Origin of the sequence: Ramlibacter sp. (assembly GCF_050250995.1) — a bacterium.
In the GTDB taxonomy this organism is placed as follows: Bacteria; Pseudomonadota; Gammaproteobacteria; order Burkholderiales; family Burkholderiaceae_C; genus Ramlibacter.
Map to the genome: position 1 here is coordinate 24605 of NZ_JBFWNP010000005.1, position 23684 is coordinate 48288.

Annotated in this window: 27 protein-coding genes; 12 read left to right on the top strand and 15 right to left on the bottom strand. The window is 68.2% G+C overall.

What is annotated here, in order from left to right; translation table 11 throughout:
• Genes AB7E83_RS06530 through AB7E83_RS06540 form a run of 3 tightly spaced genes read right to left on the bottom strand, consistent with a single transcriptional unit; the run spans window position 1 to window position 2971 of the window.
• The gene (locus AB7E83_RS06530) at window positions 1–972 is read right to left on the bottom strand and encodes a lysylphosphatidylglycerol synthase domain-containing protein (RefSeq protein WP_428566759.1); all 972 of its coding nucleotides are present in this window, start codon (window positions 970–972) and stop codon (window positions 1–3) included.
• Window positions 969–2204 (bottom strand): cardiolipin synthase ClsB, encoded by a 1236-nt coding sequence (clsB, locus tag AB7E83_RS06535; protein WP_428566762.1) that lies wholly within the window; start codon window positions 2202–2204, stop codon window positions 969–971. The genes AB7E83_RS06530 and clsB overlap by 4 nt, the downstream gene beginning before the upstream one ends.
• Complete coding sequence (locus tag AB7E83_RS06540; protein ID WP_428566764.1) at window positions 2201–2971, bottom strand: endonuclease/exonuclease/phosphatase family protein; 771 nt, start codon at window positions 2969–2971, stop codon at window positions 2201–2203. The genes clsB and AB7E83_RS06540 overlap by 4 nt, the downstream gene beginning before the upstream one ends.
• Before the next feature lie 113 nt (window positions 2972–3084).
• Between AB7E83_RS06540 and AB7E83_RS06545 the strand changes: the two genes are divergently transcribed.
• Window positions 3085–3633: an acyloxyacyl hydrolase gene (locus AB7E83_RS06545; RefSeq protein ID WP_428566766.1), complete on the top strand. Its 549-nt coding sequence runs from the start codon at window positions 3085–3087 to the stop codon at window positions 3631–3633.
• A 145-nt stretch (window positions 3634–3778) separates the two neighbouring features.
• Entirely contained in the window at window positions 3779–4132 is a 354-nt protein-coding gene (locus AB7E83_RS06550; protein WP_428566769.1) for a hypothetical protein, read from the top strand.
• A gap of 21 nt (window positions 4133–4153) precedes the next feature.
• On the opposite strand, the gene AB7E83_RS06555 is transcribed toward AB7E83_RS06550, so the two are convergent.
• Window positions 4154–4540, bottom strand: coding sequence for a Spy/CpxP family protein refolding chaperone (locus tag AB7E83_RS06555; protein WP_428566771.1), 387 nt, complete (start codon window positions 4538–4540; stop codon window positions 4154–4156).
• Window positions 4541–4903: 363 nt separating this feature from the next.
• Between AB7E83_RS06555 and AB7E83_RS06560 the strand changes: the two genes are divergently transcribed.
• Window positions 4904–5266, top strand: coding sequence for a hypothetical protein (locus AB7E83_RS06560; protein ID WP_428566774.1), 363 nt, complete (start codon window positions 4904–4906; stop codon window positions 5264–5266).
• A 4-nt stretch (window positions 5267–5270) separates the two neighbouring features.
• Here the strand turns inward: AB7E83_RS06560 and AB7E83_RS06565 are convergent, their stop codons facing one another.
• Together AB7E83_RS06565 and gstA are read right to left on the bottom strand one after the other, a co-directional pair.
• Window positions 5271–5474 carry a heavy-metal-associated domain-containing protein gene (locus AB7E83_RS06565; protein ID WP_428566777.1) on the bottom strand — a complete coding sequence of 68 codons (204 nt, stop codon included), beginning with the start codon at window positions 5472–5474 and terminating at the stop codon, window positions 5271–5273.
• A gap of 4 nt (window positions 5475–5478) precedes the next feature.
• The gene (gene gstA, locus AB7E83_RS06570) at window positions 5479–6090 is read right to left on the bottom strand and encodes a glutathione transferase GstA (protein ID WP_428566780.1); all 612 of its coding nucleotides are present in this window, start codon (window positions 6088–6090) and stop codon (window positions 5479–5481) included.
• Window positions 6091–6277: 187 nt separating this feature from the next.
• On the opposite strand from gstA, the gene AB7E83_RS06575 reads away from it, so the two are divergent.
• Window positions 6278–7132: a transglutaminase-like domain-containing protein gene (locus tag AB7E83_RS06575; protein ID WP_428566782.1), complete on the top strand. Its 855-nt coding sequence runs from the start codon at window positions 6278–6280 to the stop codon at window positions 7130–7132.
• Between the two features lie 33 nt (window positions 7133–7165).
• Here AB7E83_RS06575 and AB7E83_RS06580 read toward each other — a convergent pair whose 3' ends face one another.
• Both AB7E83_RS06580 and AB7E83_RS06585 read right to left on the bottom strand, forming a co-directional pair.
• Window positions 7166–7921 (bottom strand): class II aldolase/adducin family protein, encoded by a 756-nt coding sequence (locus AB7E83_RS06580; protein WP_428566785.1) that lies wholly within the window; start codon window positions 7919–7921, stop codon window positions 7166–7168.
• Complete coding sequence (locus AB7E83_RS06585) at window positions 7918–8217, bottom strand: YkgJ family cysteine cluster protein (protein WP_428567093.1); 300 nt, start codon at window positions 8215–8217, stop codon at window positions 7918–7920. The genes AB7E83_RS06580 and AB7E83_RS06585 overlap by 4 nt, the downstream gene beginning before the upstream one ends.
• A 57-nt stretch (window positions 8218–8274) precedes the next feature.
• Between AB7E83_RS06585 and mnmG the strand changes: the two genes are divergently transcribed.
• The 5 genes from mnmG to AB7E83_RS06610 are packed head-to-tail and all read left to right on the top strand — an operon-like array spanning window position 8275 to window position 13289.
• Window positions 8275–10227, top strand: coding sequence for a tRNA uridine-5-carboxymethylaminomethyl(34) synthesis enzyme MnmG (mnmG, locus tag AB7E83_RS06590; RefSeq protein WP_428566788.1), 1953 nt, complete (start codon window positions 8275–8277; stop codon window positions 10225–10227).
• A gap of 36 nt (window positions 10228–10263) precedes the next feature.
• Window positions 10264–10905 (top strand): 16S rRNA (guanine(527)-N(7))-methyltransferase RsmG, encoded by a 642-nt coding sequence (gene rsmG, locus AB7E83_RS06595; protein WP_428566790.1) that lies wholly within the window; start codon window positions 10264–10266, stop codon window positions 10903–10905.
• A 28-nt stretch (window positions 10906–10933) separates the two neighbouring features.
• A complete protein-coding gene (locus AB7E83_RS06600) occupies window positions 10934–11548 on the top strand; it encodes a LysE family transporter (protein ID WP_428566792.1) in 615 nt (204 codons plus the stop codon).
• 4 nt (window positions 11549–11552) lie between these two features.
• Window positions 11553–12347 carry a ParA family protein gene (locus AB7E83_RS06605; protein WP_428566795.1) on the top strand — a complete coding sequence of 265 codons (795 nt, stop codon included), beginning with the start codon at window positions 11553–11555 and terminating at the stop codon, window positions 12345–12347.
• A gap of 12 nt (window positions 12348–12359) precedes the next feature.
• Window positions 12360–13289 (top strand): ParB/RepB/Spo0J family partition protein, encoded by a 930-nt coding sequence (locus AB7E83_RS06610; RefSeq protein WP_428566798.1) that lies wholly within the window; start codon window positions 12360–12362, stop codon window positions 13287–13289.
• Window positions 13290–13353: 64 nt separating this feature from the next.
• Here the strand turns inward: AB7E83_RS06610 and AB7E83_RS06615 are convergent, their stop codons facing one another.
• The gene (locus tag AB7E83_RS06615; RefSeq protein WP_428566801.1) at window positions 13354–14442 is read right to left on the bottom strand and encodes a hypothetical protein; all 1089 of its coding nucleotides are present in this window, start codon (window positions 14440–14442) and stop codon (window positions 13354–13356) included.
• Window positions 14443–14562: 120 nt separating this feature from the next.
• Between AB7E83_RS06615 and AB7E83_RS06620 the strand changes: the two genes are divergently transcribed.
• Window positions 14563–15234: a LuxR C-terminal-related transcriptional regulator gene (locus tag AB7E83_RS06620; RefSeq protein ID WP_428566804.1), complete on the top strand. Its 672-nt coding sequence runs from the start codon at window positions 14563–14565 to the stop codon at window positions 15232–15234.
• Here AB7E83_RS06620 and AB7E83_RS06625 read toward each other — a convergent pair.
• Together AB7E83_RS06625 and AB7E83_RS06630 are read right to left on the bottom strand one after the other, a co-directional pair.
• Window positions 15162–17081 (bottom strand): sensor histidine kinase, encoded by a 1920-nt coding sequence (locus AB7E83_RS06625; RefSeq protein ID WP_428566806.1) that lies wholly within the window; start codon window positions 17079–17081, stop codon window positions 15162–15164. The two genes, AB7E83_RS06620 and AB7E83_RS06625, sit on opposite strands and share 73 nt — an antisense overlap.
• Before the next feature lie 4 nt (window positions 17082–17085).
• On the bottom strand, window positions 17086–18510 hold the full coding sequence (locus AB7E83_RS06630) for an FAD-binding oxidoreductase (RefSeq protein ID WP_428566809.1): 1425 nt from the start codon (window positions 18508–18510) through the stop codon (window positions 17086–17088).
• Between the two features lie 111 nt (window positions 18511–18621).
• Between AB7E83_RS06630 and AB7E83_RS06635 the strand changes: the two genes are divergently transcribed.
• Window positions 18622–19197, top strand: a complete 576-nt coding sequence (locus tag AB7E83_RS06635; RefSeq protein WP_428566811.1) for a cob(I)yrinic acid a,c-diamide adenosyltransferase — start codon at window positions 18622–18624, stop codon at window positions 19195–19197.
• Between the two features lie 3 nt (window positions 19198–19200).
• On the opposite strand, the gene AB7E83_RS06640 is transcribed toward AB7E83_RS06635, so the two are convergent.
• Window positions 19201–19629: a hotdog fold thioesterase gene (locus AB7E83_RS06640; RefSeq protein ID WP_428566814.1), complete on the bottom strand. Its 429-nt coding sequence runs from the start codon at window positions 19627–19629 to the stop codon at window positions 19201–19203.
• Window positions 19630–19747: 118 nt separating this feature from the next.
• Here AB7E83_RS06640 and AB7E83_RS06645 point away from each other — a divergent pair, with 118 nt between their 5' ends.
• On the top strand, window positions 19748–21763 hold the full coding sequence (locus tag AB7E83_RS06645) for an acetoacetate--CoA ligase (RefSeq protein WP_428566816.1): 2016 nt from the start codon (window positions 19748–19750) through the stop codon (window positions 21761–21763).
• Between the two features lie 12 nt (window positions 21764–21775).
• Here the strand turns inward: AB7E83_RS06645 and AB7E83_RS06650 are convergent, their stop codons facing one another.
• From AB7E83_RS06650 to AB7E83_RS06660, 3 genes are read right to left on the bottom strand one after another with little or no spacing between them, the layout of a single operon-like run.
• On the bottom strand, window positions 21776–22672 hold the full coding sequence (locus AB7E83_RS06650) for a DMT family transporter (protein WP_428566819.1): 897 nt from the start codon (window positions 22670–22672) through the stop codon (window positions 21776–21778).
• Window positions 22669–23139, bottom strand: coding sequence for a MarR family winged helix-turn-helix transcriptional regulator (locus AB7E83_RS06655; protein ID WP_428566821.1), 471 nt, complete (start codon window positions 23137–23139; stop codon window positions 22669–22671). Before AB7E83_RS06655 ends, AB7E83_RS06650 begins: the two co-directional genes overlap by 4 nt.
• Entirely contained in the window at window positions 23136–23663 is a 528-nt protein-coding gene (locus AB7E83_RS06660) for a flavin reductase family protein (protein ID WP_428566824.1), read from the bottom strand. Before AB7E83_RS06660 ends, AB7E83_RS06655 begins: the two co-directional genes overlap by 4 nt.
• Window positions 23664–23684 lie beyond the last annotated feature (21 nt).

A 23684-nucleotide genomic window follows, 5' to 3' on the forward strand; every position in this document is an offset into this window, starting at 1 on the left:
TCAGGGTGCCCGTTGCCGCCGCGCATCCAGCTCCATGCGCAGGTAGAGGACCGCGGCAAACGCCAGCGGGACGATGTAGTAGATCGCGCGGTAGGCCAGCAGGGCGCCGAGCAGCTGCCCCTGCGGCACCTGGTGCGAGAGCAGGGCGATGAAGACCGTCTCGAGCACGCCGAGACCCGCCGGCACGCGGACGATGAGTCCCGCCATCGCCGCGATCAGCAGGACCGACAGGACGGGGAAATACTCCGCGCGGCCTTGCAGCAGCGTATGGATCACGGCCGCGATGGCCATCCAGTTGAGCGCCGAGACACCCACCTGCAACAACGCCATCCGTGCGGGAGGAAGCTCGATCGTGTGGCCCCGGACGGTCCAGCTGCGCTTTTTGGAGACGGCGCACAGGACGAGGTAGGTCGCCACGATGGCAAGGAGGCCGATGCCGAGCAACTGCAGGCCATGGCTGTCCAGCTTCCACCCCGGCGGCATCTCGAGCGGCGCGAAGGTGAAGAGGCAGCCCGCCAGCAGCAGGTGGCCGAGCCAGTTCGACACCATGCTCAGCGTGAGGATGCGTGCGATGTCGGCATAGGCCAGGCCGAGGCGCGAATACAGGCGCAGGCGGAAACCCACGCCGCCGACGGCGGAGCCCATGTTCAGGTTGAACGCATAGCTCGTGAAGGCGATCTGCATCACCTGGCCCGTGCCGAGCGCGTGCCCCGTGTACCGTCGCCCCATGAGGTCGAAACAGGTGTAGAGCAGAAAGCTCGCGGCGGCGAATGCCGCGGCCAGCGCAATGACGCTGGCGGGCAGCGACCGGATGCTGGCGAGGACGTCGTGCCAGTCGACCGTGCGCGCATAACGCACGAGCAGGAAGGCGACGAGCAGCAGGAAGCCCCCCACCAGGGCGCGCCGGATCCAGGGCCACCAGGCCGCGACGGAGCGGGCCAGTGGCGAGCGGGGGAGGCTGCGCGTGTTCATTGCGCTTCGTGCAGCGTTCGCGACGATGGCGCGGGCGGGAACAGGCGGGGCGCGTGGCGCGGCAGCCAGGACGCCCACGCGGGATAGCGGCGCGTGAAGTGATAGGCAAGGAAGCTGCGCACCCAGGCCCAGCCCTTCGGCGCCTCGAGATCCTCGGCGCGGATGCACTTGCAGCTGTTGCGCATCAAGGTCTCGAGCCGCTGGGAGAGGGTGCGGTTGAACGCCTTGTCGCGGATCACGACGTTGGCCTCGAGATTGAGCGCGAGCGACAGCGGATCGAGGTTGCTCGACCCGACCGTGGCCCATTCGTCGTCCATCACCGCCACCTTGCCGTGGAAGGGCCGCTCGCAGTACTCGTACACGCGGACCCCCCCGCGCAGAAGGTAGTGGTACAGCATGCCCGCGGCGGTCTGCACGATCGGCATGTCGGGCTGGCCCTGCAGGATCAGGCTCACCTCCACGCCGCGCTTCGATGCGCGCTTGAGTTCGCGAATCAGCCGGTAGCCGGGAAAGAAGTACGCATTGGCGATGACGATTCGCTTGCGTGCGGCGCGGATCGCGACGCGGTAATGACGCTCGATGTCGTTGACGTGGCGTCGGTTGTCGCGGATCGCGAACATCGCCGATGCGGAGCCGGCCGCGGGCAGCGCTTCGGGCGACTGGCGGACCTCCCGGCGCCAGCGCCAGCCCAACCTGTAGCGCTCGCGGGGCTGGCCTTCGGCGAGCGCGGCGTGGCAGAAGCGATGGATCTCGGCCACGAGCGGGCCGCGAATCTCCACCGAATAGTCCTGCTTGGCCTCGGGGCCGAAGTCGCCCAGATGGTCGGCGGAATAATTGATGCCGCCCACGAAGGCGACCTCGCCGTCGACGACCACGATCTTGCGGTGCATGCGCCGCAGCACCTTGGGCCGCCAGCCGAACGGTCGCGGGCCGGGGTCGAAGACATGGACGCGCACGCCTGCTTCAGCCAGTGACGAGAGAAAGGCGTCCGACAGGTCCGGCGAGCCCCAGCCGTCGATGGTCACGTCGACCTGCGCGCCGCGGCGCGCGGCGGCGATCAGCGCCTCGTGCAGCCGGTGGCCGACCTTGTCCTCGAAAAGGATGAAGGTTTCGAGCACCACTTCGCGACGCGCATTCGAAATGCACTCGAATACGCGTGGATAGAACTCCTCGCCGTTTTCGAGCAGGCGGAAGTCGTTGCCCTCGCTCCAGCGGTTCCTGACGGGCGTCACAGGTGCAACTCCGCGACGAGGGGCGCATGGTCCGACAGATGCGACCAGGGCTTGCGCGGCAGCACCACGGGCAGGTGGACCGAGCAGTTGCGCACGTAGATGCGGTCCAGCGACAGCATCGGGAAAATCGAGGGGAAAGTCTTGGCCGATTCGCCGTAGGCCGTCACGAACACCTCGCGCAGCGCGACCTCGCGCCACAGAACGTCGTGGGCGCGGCGGCGCCAGTCGTTGAAGTCGCCCGCGACCACGAGCGGCGCGTCGTCGGGCACTTCGCTGCGCACCATCTGGCAGAGCAGGTCGAGCTGGTGCTGGCGGTGGCTCTCGGCGAGTCCCAGATGCACGCAGATCGCATGCACGTCGATGTTCTGGCCCGGCATCCGCAGGACGCAATGCAGCAGGCCGCGCTTCTCGGGTCCCGCCACCGACACGTCGTGGTTCTGGTAGTGGACGATCGGGAACTTCGACATGATCGCGTTGCCGTGGTGTCCCTTGGGATAGACCATGTTGCGCCCGTAGGCGAACTGCGGCCAGATGCTGTCGGCCAGGAATTCGTAGTGCGGCGCTTCCGGCCAGCTCTCGCCGACCTTGCGGCCATGGTCCTCGTGCGTGCCCAGCACTTCCTGCAGGAACACGACGTCGGCCCCGACCTTGCGCACGGCGTCCCGCAATTCGGGAAGGATGAACTTGCGGTTGAAGCTGGTGAACCCCTTGTGGATGTTCACCGTCATCACGGTCAAAGGCGGGGCTGAGGCCGCAGTCTCGCTCATGGGAAGATGCTCTCGTTGTAGGGTCGTTTTTTGTACGCCCTCGATGAGCTCGCGGCTGTAGGACGCCATGACCAAGCCGTGTCTGGCTCCGGACCACTAAACTCGCAGGTGCCATGAACCTCCGTCACACCTTCCATGCGGCCGCGGCCGCCGTCGCCGTCCTCGCCGCCCTTCCAGCCTCGTCCCTCGCGGCGCCCGACGCCTGGTTCGTCGAAGGCGCCGTCGCCGAGCGCGGCACGAGTGCGCTCACCGCGGGATTGAAGTGGCAGTGGGACTTCAGGCGCAACTGGGGCCCGGTCGCCGCGAGCGCCTCGGGCGAGGCCTTCGTGAGCCACTGGTTCCACCGGGACGTGCCGAGCGGCCGCACGGGCACGACTTCGGTGGGGGTGGTGCCCTTGCTTCGCCTGACCTTCGACGAGGGTCGCTCCCCCTGGTTCTTCGAGGGCGGCATCGGCTTCGTGGTGGCCGACAAGCGCTACACGACGCCCGACAAGCAGTTTTCGACGCGCTGGAATTTCTACGATGTCGTCGCGCTGGGCCACACCTTCGCCGGCGGTGCGCGCGAACTCAGCTTGCGCGTGACGCACACCTCCAACGCGAGCATCAAGCGTCCTAATCCGGGGGAAAACTTCCTGCAGCTGAGATATGCGATGAAGTTCTGAGCCTACAGCCGTGCAGTGCCGCCCCCCTACAGCGTGCGGCAACCCCGTCCGATGGGCGCGGCATCGGGGTCCCGATATGGTTGAACGTACACAAGGCGCTCCGATGACCGGACGCCGAATCACTCAACCGATCTGGAGAAATCCCATGAAAAAGACTTCCATCGCTCTCATCCTTGCCTCGACCCTCGGCATGGCCGGCCTCGCCAACGCGACGAACTCCGCCACGCTCGACGACCACAACCTGACGATGGTCGACAAGGACTCGACGGCCCTCGTGGTGCCGGTGGGCGAAGCCCACGCGCACGGCCTGGTCGAAATGGGCTCGACGCCCATCTCCAGCTACACCTACGTGACGCCGAACACGGCCGTGCTCGGGGCGGGTCCCGCCGTGATCTACAGCGACACCCTGATCATGCCGGCCATGCCGATGGGCTCGGACAACCCCACGAGCTTCCAGAACGAAAGCACGGACTTCAACAAGCATCTGCTCGGCGAATAAGTCCGCGCCCCTTCCGGCGGATCAGCCGTGATGACCGCGGGGGCCACCCCGCGGTCCGCCGCGATGGTGGTCACCATGATCGCCGCGGCCGCCCCGGCCCATGCGCATCGGGGCCTCGTCGAACATCTTCTTCTGTTCCGCCGACAGCTGGCCGTAGAAAGCCTTTGTGGCCTCGCCGCGCCGGTCCATTTCGGCCATGCGCTGCGCGCGTTGCGCGCGCATGCGGTCGATGCGCTCGGGCGTGGGCAGGCGCGACATTTCTCCGCGGTTCGGGCGCTGCATATTGGCGGCGGGACGCATAGCCTGCGTCCAGTTCGTCCATGCGCCTTCCTGGGCGGGCGTGATCTTCAGGTGTTGCTTGAAGCGATCGAGCCGGCGCTGCATGCGCTCGGCCATGCGGGCCTGCATTTCGCCCGGATCCATGTGCCGACCGCCACCGCGATGGGCGTGGACGGTGGCATCGTCCGCACGTGCGGACGGAGGCGTCTGCGGCGTGGATTGCGCGATGGCGCCGAAGGTCAGTGCAGCCAGGATCGCGGCGGCAGCGAGGTTTTTGCGAGGGGAGTTCATGACAGTGGTGTCCTTTCGAGGATGAAGTGTCGCGAGCGCGTGTATCCCTCCCTTGGCTCAGGCGTCACGCCCGTGTAAAGACGAGGCAGGCGCGCCGCCGACGTCGGTCGGCACCTTCCTACGGTCGAATGCTGTCCCGGGCCACATCGAACGCGCCGAGGAATTGGCACGATGGGACACCTAGAAGTTCAGGAGAGCACCATGAAATCCACGCACACCCGTCGTTGGGCGCATCTCGCGCATGCAGTCGTTTTCGGCGCTGCCGTGGCGAGCGGAGGCGTGGCTCTCGCGCAGACCTCTTCGAAGATCATGAGCGACTCCGCGCCGCTGCCGGCCGAATACCGCTCGAGCAACGGCGCCATCGTGATGATGGATCAGCCGGTGCTCGCGCAGCGTGAAATGATGCAGCAGAACCTCGCGGCCACGCGCTTGCAGACGAGCGTCATGGGCAATTCGGCCGCTGCCGTCAAGCGCACGATCACGGTCGACGAGCTCAAGGCCATGGGCGCCGCCGAGTCCCGCGGCACCGGCAAGGGCGGCGCGGGATGGATGCCTGCGCGTTGATCGGTCAGCCGAGGGCGCTGACGCGATAACCCTCGGCTTCGATCGCGCGAGCGAGGGGGCCGGCGTCGCTGTTCGATTCGATTTCCACGCGCCCCGACGCGAGGTCGACCTTCACTTCGGCCGACGGATCGATCTGCTTCACCGCCTGCGTCACCGCGGCGACGCAGTGGCTGCAGCTCATGCCCTGCACGTCGAAAAGCTGGCTCATGGCGTCACTTCCCCAGCAGGCCTTCGACCCGCAATGCTTCCTGGACCGCCGGGCGTGTCGCCACGCGCTGGTGGTGCGCCCAGAGGTTCGGATAGGGCGCCAGGTCGATGTTCATCGGCTTGGTCCAGCGCGTGACCGTGTACAGATATCCGTCGGCCACGGTGAAGGTGTCGCCGAGCAGGTAGTCCTTGCCCTTGAGCTCGCCGTCGACCCAGCGAAAACGGTTGTCGAGCCGGTCGCGGGACATCTGCTTGCCTTCTTCGGGCATGGACGCGTTGAAGAGCGGCGAGAAGGTCTTGTGGATCTCCGTGCCGATGAAGGTGAGCCACTCCTGCAGCCGATAGCGCGCGAGCGTGCCGTTGGCGGGCGCGAGATTCTTCTGCGGCGCCTGGTCGGCGACATACTGGACGATGACGGGGCCTTCCCGCAGCCGCGTGCCGTCGTCGAGTTCGAGCACGGGCACATAGCCCAGCGGATTGATCTGGTAGAAGTCGCCGCCATCGGGCAGCTTGTGCGTCCTGGTCGGTGCGAGCACGGGCTCGAACGCCAGGCCGGCTTCGCGCAGCGCGATATGCGGCGAAAGGGAACACGCGCCGGGGGAGTAGTAGAGCTTCATCTGGCTGTCTTTCTCTCGAAGGGTTGCATCCCGATGCTAGCGCGTCGCCTCGATTCCTGCCGGCAGCGGGTTGCAGGGCGGGCGTCCTACACGGCGGTGCGAGACGGACCGATTCGCGTGCGCCTTGCGCGCGAATAGGATGGTTGTGCGGGTGATGGCGCCCGCGATTTCATTTGGAGAAGCTTGAATGCATTTGTCGACGGTCGAGGCCGTGCTGGAGTACGAAGTCCAGGAGCCCACGCATTTCTGCTTCAACGTCGAGGCCGCACGCTGGGCAACGCAGAACATCGTGAGCGAGCGGCTCGCGTTGTCCTCCGGCGTGCAGCCCCGCAGCTACACCGATGCCCGCAGCGGCAACCGGTTCATCCGCTTCGACGCGGCGCCCGGTCCGCTGCTGGTGAACTACAAGGCCGAGGTCGAGGTCCTGACCGAAGACGTCGAGGAGAGCCTCGCGGAATTGCCGGTGACCCAGATTCCCGACGACGTGTTCCCGTATCTCATGCCCACGCGCTATTGCGAGTCCGACGTGCTGTGCGTCGCCGCGAACAAGATGTTCGGCGCCATGGCTCCCGGCGTGTCGCGCGTTCGCGCCATCGTGGAATGGATCCATTCGAACATCACCTATGCGCCCGGCAGCACCTGTTCCACCACCACCGCACAGGAGGTGTTCATCCAGCGCACCGGCGTCTGCCGCGATTTCGCGCACCTGGGCATCACGTTCTGCCGGGCCTTGAACATCCCGGCGCGCCTGGTCGTGGGCTATGTGTGGTTCGACGAGCCGCCGCAGGATTTCCATGCCATCTTCGAGGCGTGGGTGGGCGGCCGCTGGGTCCAGTTCGACCCGACCGGCATGGCGCCCGTTGACCGTCTCGTGCGCATCGGCACGGGGGGCGATGCGAAGGACGTGGCGTTCTGCACGTGGTTCGGCAAGATGGCGATGACGCGCAAGGAAATCATCGTGCTGGAGCACGACCCGCGGCCGCCGCGGCCGGGCGCACTGGTGCCTGCGCCGGCGCTGGCGAACGCCGCCCTGGCGGCCTGAGCGAGGGCCGGGTTCTCCGGCCTCCCGCGCCGATCAGTTGCGATACGACGGGTCCGTGCGTTCGAGCTTGCGCAGCAGCGCCGGCCAGGCGATCTGTGCGCCGAGCCCCTTCGTGACGGTCTTCATGACCTGCGACATGTTGGTCATGATGGAAGGATCCACATAGGTCAGCTCTCCTCCGCCTTGCGCATCGATCTGGATGCGGCAGGTGTTCTCGAACGTGTACATGTTCAGGAATGCGTCGGGCACGGTCTTGCTCGCGACCAGGAGCCCGTGGTTGCGCAGCATCAGGTAGGTCTTGCGGCCGAGGTCGGCCTGCAGCCTCGCTTTTTCCTCGTCCCGGATCGCAACCCCTTCATAGTCGTGGTATGCAAGCGAAGCGAGTACAAACGTGCTTTGCTGGCTGATGGGCAGAATGCCGGCCTTTTGAGCGCTGACCGCCACGCCCGCGCGGCTGTGGGTGTGCAGCACGCAGCCCGCATCCTCGCGTGCCTGGTGGATGCAGCTGTGGATGACGAAGCCCGCCGGGTTGACGGGGAAGGGCGAGTCGATGACCTTGTTGCAGTCCTGGTCGACCTTGACGAGCGAGGACGCCGTGATCTCGTCGAACATCAATCCGTAGGGATTGATGAGGAAATGGTGCTCCGGTCCGGGAATGCGCGCGCTGATGTGCGTGAACACGAGATCGGCCCAGCCGTACAGCGCGACAAGCCGGTAGCAGGCGGCGAGCTCCACGCGCAGGTTCCACTCCTGCTCGCTGACCACTTCTCTCAGGGATGGGATGTTCATGATGTGTAGGTCTCCTCTCGGTCCCCCATGGTGCTGCCGGCGTCTTGCGAGGTCAATGCTTCGAGTCGAAGAAGCCAGCGTTCTGCCGCCTCGCGCGAATCGCCGCACATTTCGCTAGACGGCTGAAGGCTGGAGCAGACCGCGGGGCGCTCCGGGCGGCCGAAGATGCGGCAGCGGTTGTCTTGGTCCAGTTGCGCGCAACGCTCGCCCGCGCGCTTGCCCTGCGGCATGCCGGGAATCGGCGAGCTGATGGAGGGCGCGGTGCAGCAGGCGCCGCAGCCGGGTCGGCAATTCATGCCCGGCATTGTCCGCGATCCACGCGGTTTCATTCCACAAAGTAAAATTTACCGCCTATGCTCTACCCCGAAGAATTCGACGTGATCGTGGTCGGCGGCGGCCACGCCGGCACGGAGGCCGCACTCGCTGCCGCCCGGATGGGATGCCGCACGCTCTTGCTGACCCACAACATCGAGACGCTGGGGCAGATGAGCTGCAATCCGTCGATCGGCGGCATCGGCAAGGGGCACCTTGTCAAGGAGGTCGACGCTCTGGGTGGCGCGATGGCTATCGCCACCGACGAGGCGGGGATCCAGTTCCGCATCCTCAACTCCAGCAAGGGCCCGGCGGTGCGCGCCACGCGGGCGCAGGCGGATCGGGTTCTGTACAAGGCGGCCATCCGCCGCCGTCTGGAGAACCAGCCGAACCTCACGCTGTTCCAGCAGGCCGTGGATGACCTGATGGTCGAAGGCGACCGCGTCGTTGGCGCCGTCACCCAGGTGGGCATACGATTTCGCGGCCATGCGGTGGTGCTCACGGCGGGGACTTTTCTCGACGGGAAAATCCACGTCGGGCTGCAGAACTATGCGGCGGGCCGGGCGGGCGATCCGCCTGCGCAGTCGCTGTCCGCGCGCTTGAAGGAGCTGAAGCTGCCCCAGGGGCGGCTGAAGACGGGGACGCCGCCGCGCATCGATGGCCGCACGATCGACTTCACGAAGTGCGAGGAGCAGCCGGGGGATCTGGATCCCGTGCCGGTGTTCAGCTTCATGGGAAATGCGGCGATGCATCCGCGCCAAGTGCCGTGCTGGATCACGCACACCAACGAACGAACGCACGACATCATCCGCTCCGGCTTCGACCGCAGTCCGATGTTCACCGGCAAGATCGAGGGGGTGGGGCCGCGGTACTGCCCGAGCGTCGAGGACAAGATCAACCGTTTCGCGGACAAGAGCAGTCACCAGATCTTCCTGGAGCCCGAGGGCCTCACCACGAACGAGATCTACCCCAATGGGATTTCGACGAGCCTTCCGTTCGACGTGCAGTACGCGCTCGTGCGTTCGCTGCCGGGGCTGGAGCAGGCGCACATCCTGCGCCCAGGCTACGCCATCGAATACGACTATTTCGACCCGCGCGGGCTCAAGTCGAGCTTCGAGACGCGGGCGATCGGGGGCCTGTACTTCGCCGGCCAGATCAACGGCACGACCGGCTACGAAGAGGCGGCCGCGCAAGGATTGTTCGCCGGCGTGAATGCGGCGCTGATGTGCCGGGGCTTGGAGCCGTGGTTGCCCGCGCGGGACGAGGCCTACCTCGGCGTGCTGGTCGATGACCTCATCACCAAGGGTGTGACCGAGCCGTATCGGATGTTCACGAGCCGGGCCGAGTTCCGGCTCCAGCTTCGGGAAGACAATGCGGATGCGCGCCTTACCGAAACGGGCCGCCGGCTCGGTCTGGTGGACGACGCGCGCTGGGACCTCTTCAATCGCAAGCGCGATGCTGTTTCACGTGAAACAGAACGCTTGAAATCCGTCTGGATCAACCCTCGCAGCCTCCCGGCCGCCGAGTCCGAGCGGGTGCTGGGCAAGGCCATCGAGCACGAATACAACCTCGGGGACCTGCTGCGCCGACCGGGCGTCAGTTACGAGGCGCTGATGTCGCTCGACGCCGGGCGGCACGCCAGTCCCGACGTTTCGCGCGAGGCCTTGGGCGAGCTGCACCAACCCGTGGTCGAGCAACTCGAGATCGCCGCCAAATACTCGGGCTACATCGACCGCCAGAAGGATGAGGTGCTGCGTGCTGCGCACTACGAGAACTTGCCCCTGCCGCCGGAGCTCGATTACATGCAGGTGTCGGCGCTGAGCATCGAGGTGCGGCAGAAACTCGTCAAGCACCGTCCGCAAACGCTGGGCCAGGCCTCGCGGATCTCGGGCGTGACGCCGGCCGCGATTTCGCTTCTCCTGGTGCATCTCAAGAAGAGCAAGTTCAAGGGCTTCCTCGACGCCGCCAACGCCGCGGACAGGCGGGTCGCCTGAGGCGGTGCGGTTGAAAATTCGGATCGGCTGGCGCCCATGAGCCTGGAAGCGGATATCGAAGCCGGCGCGGCTGCGCTCGGGCTTGACCTCGAGGCGGGGCAGGGCGAGCGCCTCGCGGGCTACCTTGCGCTCATCGAGAAGTGGAACAGGGTTTACAACCTCACGGCCGTACGCGACCCGGCGGAAATGCTTACACATCATGTCCTCGACAGCCTGGCCGTCGTCTTGCCGCTGAGGCGGCAGACCGAAGGAAGGCCGGTCCGGCTGCTGGACGTTGGAAGCGGCGCCGGTCTGCCTGGCGTCGTGCTGGGGATTTGCTGCCCGGAGATCGAAGTCGACTGCGTCGATGCGGTTGCCAAGAAAGCGGCATTCATCCAGCAAGCAGCCGGCGCCTTGCGGCTTGGAAACGTGCGCGGGGTTCATGGCCGGGTCGAATCACTTGCCGGACCGTACGATGTGATCTGCTCCCGCGCCTTCGCGTCCCTGGCCGACTTCGTCTCCTGGTCGGGCGGCGCGCTCGCCGAAGGTGGCGCATGGTTGGCGATGAAGGGCAAGTACCCTGCGGACGAGATCGCGGCGCTCCCCGCAGGCGTGGAAGTGTTTCACGTGGAACCGTTGAAAGTGCCGGGACTCGAGGCGGAGCGCTGTCTCGTCTGGATGCGGAGAGCCGTCCGGTAAACTCGCGCCTCGACCGGAGGGAAACAGCATGTTTGGAGTGGCCGACTACGGCGCGTTCGTGGCCGCGATCCTGATCTTCCTGGCCATCCCCGGCCCAGGGAATCTGGCCCTCATCACCTCGACTGGCAAGGGCGGCGTCGGCGCGGGACTTGCCGCGACCCTGGGCATCATCGTCGGCGATCAGGTGCTCATGTGGGCGGCGGTCGCGGGGGTGGCGACCCTCTTGGTGACCTACCCAGCGGCCTTCCATGCGGTGCAATGGCTGGGCGCCGCATATCTGGCATGGCTGGGCCTGCGCATGTTGCTGGCGCGGCCGGGCGATGCGCCGGTCCTGAACATCGAGCCGCGTCGCTATTTCCGCCAGTCCGCGCTCATCACGCTGCTCAATCCCAAGGCCATCGTCTTCTACATGGCGTTTTTCCCGCTCTTCGTCGATCCGGCGGTTCATCGCGGCCTGCTCACCTTCGGCGTCATGGCGGCGACCATTGCCGTGCTCACCTTCGCCTACGGCCTGGCCGTCGTGCTGCTGACCCACTTCATGGCCGAGCGGTTGCGGGCCAACCCCCTGATCGGCCGCGTTCTGGAAAAGCTGGCCGGCGTTTTCCTCATCGGTTTCGGCGTGAAGCTGGCCATCTCGAAGTAAGAACGTGGCCAAGATCTTCTGCATCGCAAACCAGAAGGGCGGGGTCGGCAAGACCACGACCACCGTCAATCTCGCCGCCGGGCTGGCCAAGGTCGGCCAGCGCGTCCTGCTCGTCGACCTCGACCCGCAGGGCAACGCCACGATGGGCTCCGGCATCGACAAGCGCTCGCTGGAGCTCAGCGTGTACGACGTCCTCCTCGAGTCCGCAGCCGTCGCCGAGGCGCGAGTGCGCAGTGAGAAGTGCGGTTACGACGTTCTCGGCGCCAACCGCGAACTTGCCGGCGCGGAGGTCGAACTCGTCGGGATCGAGCGCCGGGAGAAGCGCCTGAAGCAGGCGCTCGCGGCGGTCGACGCGGAATACGACTTCGTGCTGATCGACTGCCCGCCATCCTTGTCCCTGCTCACCCTCAATGGGTTGTGTTCGGCGCATGGCGTGGTCGTGCCGATGCAGTGCGAGTATTTCGCGCTCGAAGGGCTCTCGGACCTCGTGAACACCATCAAGCAGGTTCATGCGAACCTCAACAAGGACCTGCAGATCATCGGCCTGCTTCGCGTGATGTTCGATCCGCGCATCACTTTGCAGCAGCAGGTGAGCGAACAGCTGAAATCGCACTTCGGCGAAAAGGTGTTCGATACGGTCATCCCTCGCAACGTGCGCCTCGCGGAGGCGCCCAGCTACGGCCTGCCGGGGGTGGTGTTCGATCCCTCCGCGCGCGGCAGCGTCGCCTTCGTCGAGTTCGCCAAGGAAATGGTGAACCGGCTGGCAAAGAAGGCGACTAAAGGCCCGATCGCTCCTTAAAAGATAGCAGACATGGTGACGAAGAAACCCAAGGGCCTCGGCCGCGGCCTCGAAGCATTGCTCGGCCCGAAGGTCGCCGAGAACGCCGGACCGGCGGACGCGCCCGGGGCGAGCCCCGGACTGCCTGCCTCGCTGCTGCTCGACGACATGGTGCCGGGCCAGTACCAGCCGCGCACGCGCATGGACGAGGGTGCGCTCTACGAACTCGCCGAGTCGATCAAGGCGCAGGGCATCATGCAGCCGATCCTGGTGCGGCGCCTCGGTGCGGGCGAGCAGGCCGGCAAGTACGAGATCATTGCCGGCGAGCGGCGCTTCCGCGCGGCGCGGCTCGCGGGGCTCGACAGCGTTCCGGTGCTCGTGCGCGACGTGCCCGACGAAGCCGCCGCCGCCATGGCGCTCATCGAGAACATCCAGCGCGAGGACCTCAATCCGCTGGAAGAGGCGCAGGGGCTGCAGCGGCTGGTCAAGGACTTCGGGCTGACGCACGAGCAGGCCGCACAGGCCGTGGGCCGCTCGCGCAGCGCGGCATCGAATCTTCTGCGCCTGCTGAATCTCGCCGATCCGGTGCAGACGATGCTGATGGCGGGCGACCTCGACATGGGCCATGCGCGTGCGCTGCTCGCGCTCGAACGCGCGGCGCAGATCACCGCCGCCAACCAGATCGCGCAGAAGAAGCTCTCGGTGCGCGAGGCCGAAAGCCTCGTAAAAAAGATCGGCGCCGAGTTCAGCCTGGTCTCGCCCAAGCCCAAGAAGGAGAAGTCGCGCGACCTGCGCCGCGTGGAGGAGGAGCTCTCCGACCTGCTCACGGCCGATGTCGAGATCCGCGTGAAGAAGCGCGTGAAGCGCCACGGCCGCTTCGAGGAGCTGGGCGAGGTGACGATCCAGTTCGGCTCGCTCGACGAGCTGAACGGCTTGGTGGATCGGCTGCGTGGCGCGTCCTGACCCGCCTGCATGAACAACGAAAAAGCGCCCCGAGGGGCGCTTTTTCACGGGGTCCGATAGTCGATCAGTTGAACGTGTACGTGGCGACGTACGGGATCGTCTGCGAGAAGCCCTGCACCGCGATTGCCACGGTGGCGTTGACCGTGCCCACGGTGCCGTTGAACGAGCAGCTGTTGATCGTCAGCGTGCCGCCGGCGCTCGAGAACTGATTGAGCTGGCTGCTGCCGGTCAGCTGCCCGCAGAACTCCGTTTGCGAGGCAGGCTTGGGGAAGTTCTGGATGACGACGGCGGGCGCCGCGATGCCTGCGGCGGTGACGTTGATGGTCAACGTGCTGCCGGTGGTGGGCGTGGTCGGGGTGGTGGGCGTCGTGGGCGTCGTGGGTGTCGTGGGTGTCGTCGGCGTGGTGGGCGTCGTCGGGGTCGTGGGTGTCGTCGGCGTAGTCGGAGTCGTGGGCGTGGTGGGTGTCGTCGGGGTCGTCGCGAAGGGTGCGGCCGAACCGTTGATCGTCGCGAAGGCCGTCGCCAGCGAAGCCTGCAGCGTCGTGGGATTCGCATTCGCCAGGAAAGTGCCGAGCGTGCCGCCGTTGGCGACGTACTGCGACACCGCGCGCAGCAGCTGGCCGTACGCGTTGAGCGTGCCGGTGACGACGGGCGTCGTCGTCGCGAGGTTCACGCCCGTGAGTCCGTACTGCGTTCCGACCGCGGTGGCCGCCGTGCCGAACGTCGCGCTGCTCAGGCCGCCCGTGCCCGCGCGCGCCATGTTGTAGGCCACGGAGGTGAGCGGCGTCACGACGCCGGTGGCGCTGCCGCCGCGAGCCGACACGACGGTCTGCAGGGCGTCCGCCAGCGTGCGCGCGGCGTTCGTCGCCTCGTCGGTGTAGGTTCCGCCCGTGGCCTCGATCACGACGTCGCCGACGAAGGTGATGTTCATCGAGTACGTGCCACCCGCGCCGCTGGCCACGCAGGCGATCTGCGCGCCCTTGCCCGTCGCCGCAGCCTGGTAGGCGCAGACGTTGGCGCCGACGACCGGTCCCTTGACGATGGAGCCCGCGACAGTGGTGGTCGTCACATCGTCGTCGCCGCTGCTGCAGGCGGAGAGCAGGGCGGAGGCGGCGAGCGCGGCGAAGAGGCACGCGCGGGGAAACTTCGGCATCGTCATGGGTGTGTCATGCAAGTGGAGGGTGGAGCCGGAAGCTTAAAGGGGCTGTGCGCCGACTCCCACCCCCTGAACCGGGGGGAAGACATCGAGGATTCCGCACTCTAGACTGTGCCGATGAGCACTTTTGCGTTCGAACGGGCGCTGATCGTCGAGGATCTCGAGGAGCCTCGCGAATGGCTGGCCGATCTGCTGCCCCGCGCGCTGCCCGCGGTGCAGGTGGTCGACACGGCCGCCACGCTCTCTGAAGCGCGCGAGCGCATGGCCGCGCATGCCTACGGCCTGGCGCTGGTCGACTGGGGACTGCCCGACGGCACCAGCGAAGGGCTGATCGCGCAGCTCGTGGCCGCGCGCGTCGACGCCGTGGTCATCGTCGCGACGATCCACGACGACGACACGCACGTTTTCCCCGCGTTGCGCGCGGGCGCCACGGGTTACATCCTCAAGTCGCAGCCGGCCGAGGACGTGATGGCACAGCTTCGCCGCATCGAGTCCGGCGAGCCGGCGCTGTCCCCCTCCATCGCGCTGCGCGTGCTGCGGCATTTCCGCGGCGAGCCGGCCACCCTGGCGACGCCGCGCCGCGGCCGCGCCGAAGGCAAGCTGACCGATCGCGAAGTGGACGTGCTGCGGCTCATCGCCAAGGGCTACCGTGCCACCGAGGTCGCGCCGCTGCTGGGGCTGAGCGCCAACACCGTGAGCAGCTACGTCCGCGACATCTACCGCAAGCTGGGCATCTCGTCGCGAGCCGAGGCGGCGATGGAGGCAGCCCGGCGCGGGCTCGTCGCCTGAAGCGCGGACGGGGCCGGACCCTGCGCTGCGACGCCGGACGCGCCGAGAGGCAACACCAGCGTGACCTGTGTGCCGCCGCCGGCGCGCGGGACGAGCTCGAGCGTGGCGCCGATCTGCTGCGCACGCCGCGCCATGTTCTTCAGGCCACGTGCGCCGGCCCGCGCCCGCCCGGGGGGCAGACCGATGCCGTCGTCCGACACGACAACGCGCACGCCAGGCCGCCCGGCGACGGTTACGGCGCGGGCCTCGACCTGCATCTGCCTTGCCCTCGCATGCTTCACGATATTCGCCGCGGCTTCCTGCACGATCCGCATCACCTGCAGCGCGATGTCGCCCGGCACCTCGACGTCGTCGAGCGACTCGTCGATCTTCCACTGCAGCGCGACGCCCGCGGCGGCCAGCCGGTGGTCCCAGCGGTGCCGCCACGCGGCCAGCGCGCCGGGGAGGTAGTGGCCCATGTCGGCGGAGTCCATCAGGATGCGCAGCTCGTCGAGGCTGTCGTGCAGGGCCTGGCTCGCCTGAGCGGCCGTGAGCGCGCCGCGCTCCAGCCCGCGCAGCGCCGTCATCAGCTGTGCGCCCAGCCCGTCGTGCATGTCGCGCAGCAGTCGCTCGCGCGCCTCCACCTGGCGCTCGAGCTCGGCGTTGGTGCGCTCGGCGCGATTGAGCGTCTGCACGACATACTGGCCCGTGAATGCGGCGAAGCAGACCGGCATGATGGCGAAGCCCCAGAACACGTAGCTCTGGCTGTCGGGCGGCACCAGGCCCGCGACGATGCACATGTCGTGGACGGCGCACAGCAGCAGGCCCCCGATCGCCGCGAGGATCGCCGCGACGTGCCAGCGCGGCAGCAGCGCGCGCCGCCGCCACACCACCACGAGCAGCGACGACAACATGGCGAAGCCGCCGCCGAAACAGAGCAGGCGTGCCGCGAGACCGCCCGTGCCCGCCCCCGCGAGCGTGGTGGCCAGCAGCAGCGCTCCGAGCGCCGCCGTGGCGCCCGCGAGCCACAGCCCGCGCCGGCGGTCCAGCGCTTCCACGAGCGAAAGCACCGACGCGGTGACGGCGGCCGCGGACAGCAGGATGTTGAGCGGATTGAACTGCTCGAACCACAGCGCATCGATCGGAATCAGGGGCGACGAATACGCCACGCCGCGGACGCCCCAGCTGCCGCACGCCAGGGCCAGCCACAGCAGCATGCGATCGGAGCGCCGCTGCGACCACAGCAGGAGCGCGAGCGCGCACAGCACGAGGACGATGGCGGACGATGCGTTGGCGAAGGCGACGACCTCCTCGAACATCGCGGCGTGCAGCGGCAGCAGTTCCTGGGTCGGGCCGACATCCAGTCGCACGAGTCCCGCCGGCAAGTAGGGCATCGCCACGAGTTCGACCACCACCGCGCGCGCATCGGCGGGGAGCGCGAACAGCGCGGGCAGGCGCCCGTTGTACACGGGGGCGCCGCGGACTGGGGGCAGCCAGCGCTCCCACTGCACGAGGCCGCCCGCGTTGAGCAGCGGCAGCGGCCGGCCGCGATCGTCGCGCACCGTGTACGGCGCGCCGACGCGGAACAGCCAGACCGCGGCGGCCGGCGTGGCGGCGCAGCGCGTGACGTCGAAGCGATAGCTCGCGCGCGCTCCGGAGCGCCGGACCGCGGCCGGCAGCGCGTCGGGCAGGCTCACGAGTTCGCGTGTCGTGCGTTCGCTGCCCGCTGCCGGCGTCACGTCCGGGCCAACGACCACCGTCCGCTCGACCCGTCCGACCGGATCGACATGTCCGCAGGCGAACGCGGCGCCGCCCGCGGCCAGCAGCCACAGCACGGCGAACAGCCCGCGAAGCGTGCGGCAGGGCACCGCTTTACAGCGCGAAGATCTTCCCGGGGTTCATCACGTTCTTCGGGTCGAGCGCCCGCTTGATCGTGCGCATCATGTCGACTGCCCCGGCCCCGGCCTCGTCGACCAGGAAGGCCATCTTGTGCAGCCCCACGCCGTGCTCGCCCGTGCAGGTGCCGCCCATGCCGAGCGCGCGCGCGACCAGCTTGTGGTTCAGGTCCTCGGCCACCTCGCGTTCGCGCGGGATGGTCGGGTCGAGCAGGTAGCCGAAGTGGAAGTTGCCGTCGCCGACGTGGCCCAGGAGGAAGTAGGGGATGCCGCTCGCGTCGGCTTCGTTCACCGAATCGAGCAGGCAGTCCGCCAGGCGCGAGATCGGCACGCAGGTGTCGGTGGAGATCGCGCGGCAGCCCGGGCGCGACTGGATCGCCGCGAAGTATGCGTTGTGCCGCGCGGTCCACAGGCGCGTGCGCTCCTCCGGCGTCGTCGCCCATTCGAAGGACTTGCCGCCGTGCGACGAAGCGATCTCCTGCACCGTCTCGGCCTGCTCCTTCACGCCCGCGGGCGAGCCGTGGAACTCCATCAGCAGCATCGGCTCCTCGCGCAGCGAGAGCTTGCTGTGCGCGTTGACCATGCGCACCGTGTTGTGGTCGATCAGTTCCACGCGCGCGATGGGCACGCCCAGCTGGATGATCTCGATCACGCTGCGCACGGCGTCCTCGATGCGCGGGAAGGAGCAGACCGCCGCCGAGATCGCCTCGGGAATCGGATAGAGGCGCAGCGTCACTTCGGTGATCACGCCGAGCGTGCCCTCGCTGCCGACGAACAGGCGCGTGAGGTCGTAGCCCGCGGCGGACTTCTTCGCGCGCGTGCCGGTGCGGATCGTCTCGCCGCTGGCCGTGACGACCTCGAGGGCGAGTACGTTCTCGCGCATCGTCCCGTAGCGCACGGCGTTGGTGCCCGACGCGCGCGTGGCGCTCATTCCGCCGATGGTGGCGTCCGCGCCGGGGTCGATGGGGAAGAAGAGGCCGGTGCTCTTGATCTCCTCGTTCACCTGCTTGCGCGTCACCCCGGCCTGCACGGTCACGGTGAGGTCCTCGGGATTGACCGACAGCACCTTGTTCATGCGGCCCACGTCGATGCTCACGCCGCCCTGCACGGCGAGCAGGTGGCCCTCGAGCGAGGAGCCGATGCCGAAGGGGATGATCGGCGTGTCGTGCATGCTGCACAGGCGCACGGCGTCCGCCACGTCCTCGGTGCATTCCGCGAACACCACGGCGGCCGGCGGCGGCACGAAGAACGAGGATTCGTCGCGCCCGTGCTGCTCGCGCACCGCCATCGCGGTGGAACAGCGGTCGCCGAAGCGCTGCTTCAGCGCGTCGACGAGGGCGGCCGGAACGGCGCGCTGGTGGACTTCGGGCACCAGGTGGGCGGTGGAGGTGGGCGCATTCATGAGGTCGTCTCCTGGCGGGCGGCCGCGCCGCCCGTGTCGACGCCAGTTTACGCGCGGCCCGGACGCGAGGGTTGGCTGCCGCACAATGGGAGCGAATCCACAGGAGAGCTCATGGGCAAGCGCCTCACCCAGATCGCCACGCGCACCGGCGACGACGGCACCACCGGCCTTGGCGACAACACGCGGGTGTCGAAGGACAGCCTGCGCGTACATGCCATGGGCGACGTCGACGAGCTCAACTCGCACATCGGCGTGCTGCTGTGCGAGACGATGCCGGACGACGTGCGCGACATCCTCGTCGAGGTGCAGCACCAGCTCTTCAACCTCGGCGGCGAGCTGTCCATCCCCGGCTTCGAACTGCTGAAAGCCGAAGCGGTCGAGGCGCTCGACGCCGCGCTCGCCCGCTACAACGCGCAACTGCCGAGGCTGCAGGAGTTCATCCTGCCCGCGGGCAACCGGGCGGCGTCGCAGGCGCACGTGTGCCGGACCGTGGCGCGGCGCGCCGAGCGCGCGGTCGTGGGCCTGGGCCGGCACGACAGCCTGCGCGACGCGCCGAGGCAGTATCTCAATCGCCTCTCGGACCTGCTCTTCGTGCTTGCGCGCGTGCTCAACCGGATGAACGGCGGCGACGACGTGTACTGGAAGAGCGAACGCCTCGCGCGCAACGCGGCCGAAGACGCGGACTGAGGCTCAGTCCTTCCCTGCCAGGATCGCCATGGTGAGGCGCGACACGCAGGTGGGACGCCCCGCGTCATCCACCATGTCGATCTGCCACACGTGCGTCGAGCGACCCCGATGCACGGGCCGGGCCGTCCCCGTGACCCAGCCGCTGCTTGCCGCGCGCAGATGGTTCGCATTGATGTCGAGCCCGACCGCGCGGTGTCCGGGCGGGCACGAGTAGGCCGCGCCGCAGGAGCCCAGCGTTTCGGCCAGCACGACGCTGATGCCGCCGTGCAGGATGCCGTAAGGCTGCTTCGTGCGGTGGTCGACCGGCACGCGGCCGCGGATGAAATCGTCGCCCACTTCGAGGAACTCCATGCCGATGTGGCCGGGGGCGGTCTCGTGGTGGTTCGACGACAGGATCTCGGGGGAAATGGGGCGGGTCCAGATCGAAGGCATGGCTGGGATGGTATCGCCGGACGGGCGCATGCGCATCGCGGGCGCTGCATCGCCACCTGTCCATGGCTCTGGAAAACCGCAATCGCCCACGGCAGGCGGCGCTGCTACGCTCCTGCGGATGCAAGCGCCTCACGTTCCCCGGATCCGGCTGTACCAGGACTGGCTGCGCTCGCGGCACGGGCTTTCGTTCGACAGTTACGACGCGCTCTGGCGCTGGTCGGTCGATGACCTGCCGGCGTTCTGGCAGAGCATCAGCGACTATTTCGACATCCGCTCGCCGACGCCGCACCGTGCGGTGCTCGCCGAGCGGACCATGCCCGGCGCGCGCTGGTTCGAAGGCGCGCAGGTCAATTTCGTGCAGCAGGTATTCCGCCACGTGGATGCGGCGCAGGCGGCCGGACTGCCGGCGGTGGTGAGCCGCGACGAACGCGGCGAGGCGCGCGAACTGTCCTGGCAGGAGCTGCGCCGGCAGGTCGCATCGCTCGCGCTGCACCTGCAGGCGCAAGGACTCCAGCCGGGCGACCGCGTCGCCGCCTACTTGCCCAACGTGCCGCAGGCGATCGTCGCCTTCCTCGCGGTGGCCAGCCTCGGCGGCATCTGGAGCCTGTGCGCCCCCGACATGGGCACGAATGCGGTGCTCGACCGTTTCAGGCAGATCGAGCCGAAGATCCTGATCGCATGCGACGGCGTGGTGTACGGCGGGCGCGAAATCGACCGCCAGGCGGTGGTCGCCGAGTTGCGTGCCGCGCTGCCTTCGGCGCGGCACACCGTGATCGCGCGCATCCTTCAACGCGATGCGCCCGGACCCGACGGCCCCGACGGCGCCGCGGACTTCGACGCCTGCGTCGCGCGCGATGACACCGCAGCGCAGGCGTTCGAGCCGCGCTGGCTGCCCTTCGACCATCCGCTGTGGATCGTCTACTCCAGCGGCACCACCGGCCTGCCCAAGCCCATCGTGCATGGCCACGGCGGCATCGTGCTGGTGATGCTCCTGAACCTCGCGCTGCACAGCGACATCGGCTGCAGCTACGACGCCAACAGCTTCGGCGAGCGTTACCACTGGTACAGCTCCACCGGCTGGGTGATGTGGAACGCGCAGGTCGCCGGCCTGCTGCTGGGCACGACCTGCTGCATCTACGACGGGAACCCGGCCGGAACGAACCGCGAGGCGCCCGACTGGGCGACGCTGTGGCGATTCGCCGCGGACACGCGCGCGACCTTCTTCGGCGCGGGCGCGGCCTTCTTCGCGAACTGCATGAAGGCGGGCATCGACCTCGGGCGGTGCGGCGATCTCACCCGCGTGCGTGCGCTCGGCACGACCGGCTCGCCGCTGTCACCCGACGTGCAGCGGTGGGGCGACGCGCAGTTCGAGCGCATCGGCCGCCCCGGCATGTGGTGGTCGAACATCTCGGGCGGCACCGACTTCGCGGCCGCGTTCATCGGCGGCAACCGCGAGCTGCCGCTCGTGCCCGGGGAGATGCAGTGCCGGCTCCTCGGCTGCGCGGTCGAGGCCTGGGACGAGAACGGGAGCCCGGTCATCGGCGAGGTGGGCGAGCTCGTGTGTACGGCGCCGATTCCGTCGATGCCGCTTCGCTTCTGGAACGACGAAGGCAGCGCGCGCTACCTGTCGTCGTACTTCGACACCTACCCCGGCGTCTGGCGGCATGGCGACTGGCTGAAGGTCACGCCCACGGGCAGCTGCGTCATCTACGGCCGCAGCGACGCGACGATCAACCGCCACGGCCTGCGCATGGGCACGAGCGAAATCTATGCGGCGGTCGAGGCCTTGCCGCAGGTGCTCGACTCGATGGTGGTCGACCTCGAATTCCTGGGCCGCGAGAGCTGGATGCCGCTGTTCGTCGTCCTGCGGCCGGGCCTGGCGCTCGACGATGCGATCCGCGCGGAGATCGTGCAGGCGATCCGCACCGCGCTCTCGCCGCGCTTCGTGCCCGACGCGATCTACCAGGTCGACGAGATTCCGCGCACGCTCAGCGGCAAGAAGCAGGAATTGCCGGTGAAGAAGCTCCTGCTCGGCCAGCCGCCCGAGAAAGTCGTGAACAAGGATGCGATGGCGAACCCCGCGAGTCTCGACTGGTACATCGCGCTGGCGCGCAGCCGCGAACGCACGGCCTGAGCGCTGCCGGACTCAGGCCTTCCTGCGGTTGACCAGCACGATGCCCACCGCGACGCCGGCGAGCGCCAGCACCAGCCGCACGGTCAGCGGCTCGCCCAGCAGCGCCACGCCGAACACCAGCGCGAAGACGGGCGTGAGGAAAGTGAACGACGCCATCTGCGTCGCGGGGTAGTGGCGCAGCATCCACATCCACACGAGGTAGCTCGCGAAAGCGCCGACGACCGTTTGCGCGCCCAGCGAGAGCCAGGCGTAGCCCGAGTACTCCAGCGACCAGGTCTCGCCGAGCGAAAGCGACAGCAGGGGGGCGACCACCGCCGTCACCGCCACCTGGTAGAAGAGCGTCTTTTCCGCCGAGGCGCTGCCGAGCGCCGAGGCGCGGATCACGATCGTGGTCAGCCCCCACAGCGTGCCGGCCGCCAGCGCGAGTGCGTCGCCGCGCAATCCCTTCGCGGTCACCGAGCCCGTGAACGCCTCGCTGAACGCGACGACCACGGCCGCGAATGCAATGGCGAGCCCGGCCCATTGCACGCCGCGCAGCTTCTCCGACGGCATGATGCGCGGCATGAGCAGCGCCACGACGAAGGGCGAGGTATAGAGGAACACCGTGAGGCGCGACGCGGTGGTGTCGCGCAGTCCGAGGTAGATGCAGACGAACTCGCCGGCGAACAGCGTGCCGGCGAGCAGCCCCGCCCCCAGCGTGCCGTCCTTCGCGAACAGCCTCACGCCGCGCAATGCGCACCAGGCGCCCAGCAGGCCCGTGGCGACGACGAATCGCAACGAGGCCTGCCAGAGCGGCGGCACCTCGTCGACGATGGACTTGATCAGGATCTGCTGCAGCCCCCAGAAGGCGCAGCACGCGATCAGCAAGCCGATCGCGAGGCGATCGAGATGGTCGTGCCGCGTTGTCATTCGCCCGATGGTAGCGCCCGGCTCCGGGGCGCTTCGCCCGCGGCGAGTTTCACCAGCAGCTTGCGCAGCGCGGTCTTCTCCGAAGCGCCCAGCGAGCGCAAGAGCTTGTCTTCGTGCGCGCGCGCCTTGTCGACCAGCGGCCGCGCGATTCGCCGGCCGGCCGCCGTCGCCTTGACGAGCGTGCGGCGCTGGTCGGCGGGGTCGGCCAGCAACGTCACCCAGCCCTGCTCGCCCATGCGCTGCACGAGCTTGGTCACGGTGGGCTGCTTCGACAGCACCTCGTGCGCGAGCTGGCTCACCGTCAGCGGCTCGCCGTCGTGCAGGGTCGCGAGCACGCGCCATTCGATGGAGCTCAGCCCCGCGGCACGCACCTGGGCATCGAAGCCCTTGTACAGCGCATGGTTCGCCTGCCCGAGCAGGTAGCCGAGGTAGCCGTCGACGAAGCGGGCTGGCGTGCGGGCCTTCACAGCGGATGTTCCGTGTAGAAACGCCCGCCGTGGAAGAGCAGCGGCGCGGCGCCCTCGCGGCGCGTGCAGCGCTCGACCTCGCCCACGAAGATGACGTGGTCGCCCTCGTCGTACCGGCTGCGGTTGAAGCACTCGAAGGTGGCGGCCGAACCGTGCAGCAGCGGCGCGCCGCCCGCGCCTTCGTCGAAATCGACGCCGGTGAAGCGGTCCTCGCCCCGGCGCGCGAACCGCTCGGCCAGGAGGCGCTGGTCGGCGGCGAGCACGTTGATCGCGTAGTGCGACCCCGCGCGGAACACGGCGAGCGAGGCCGCGGCCTGCGACAGGCTCCAGAGCACGAGCGGCGGATCGAGCGAGACGGAGTTGAACGAGTTGGCGGTGAGGCCGATTACGCGGCCGTCATCGGTGCGGGCGGTGACGATGGTCACGCCGGTCGCGAACATGCCGAGCGCGGCGCGGAACTCGGCCGCGGAGAACGTGGGAGCCTGGGCCTGGCGCGCGAGCGGTTTCAAATCGGCAATCGGCATTGCATGAATCTTCATGTATTA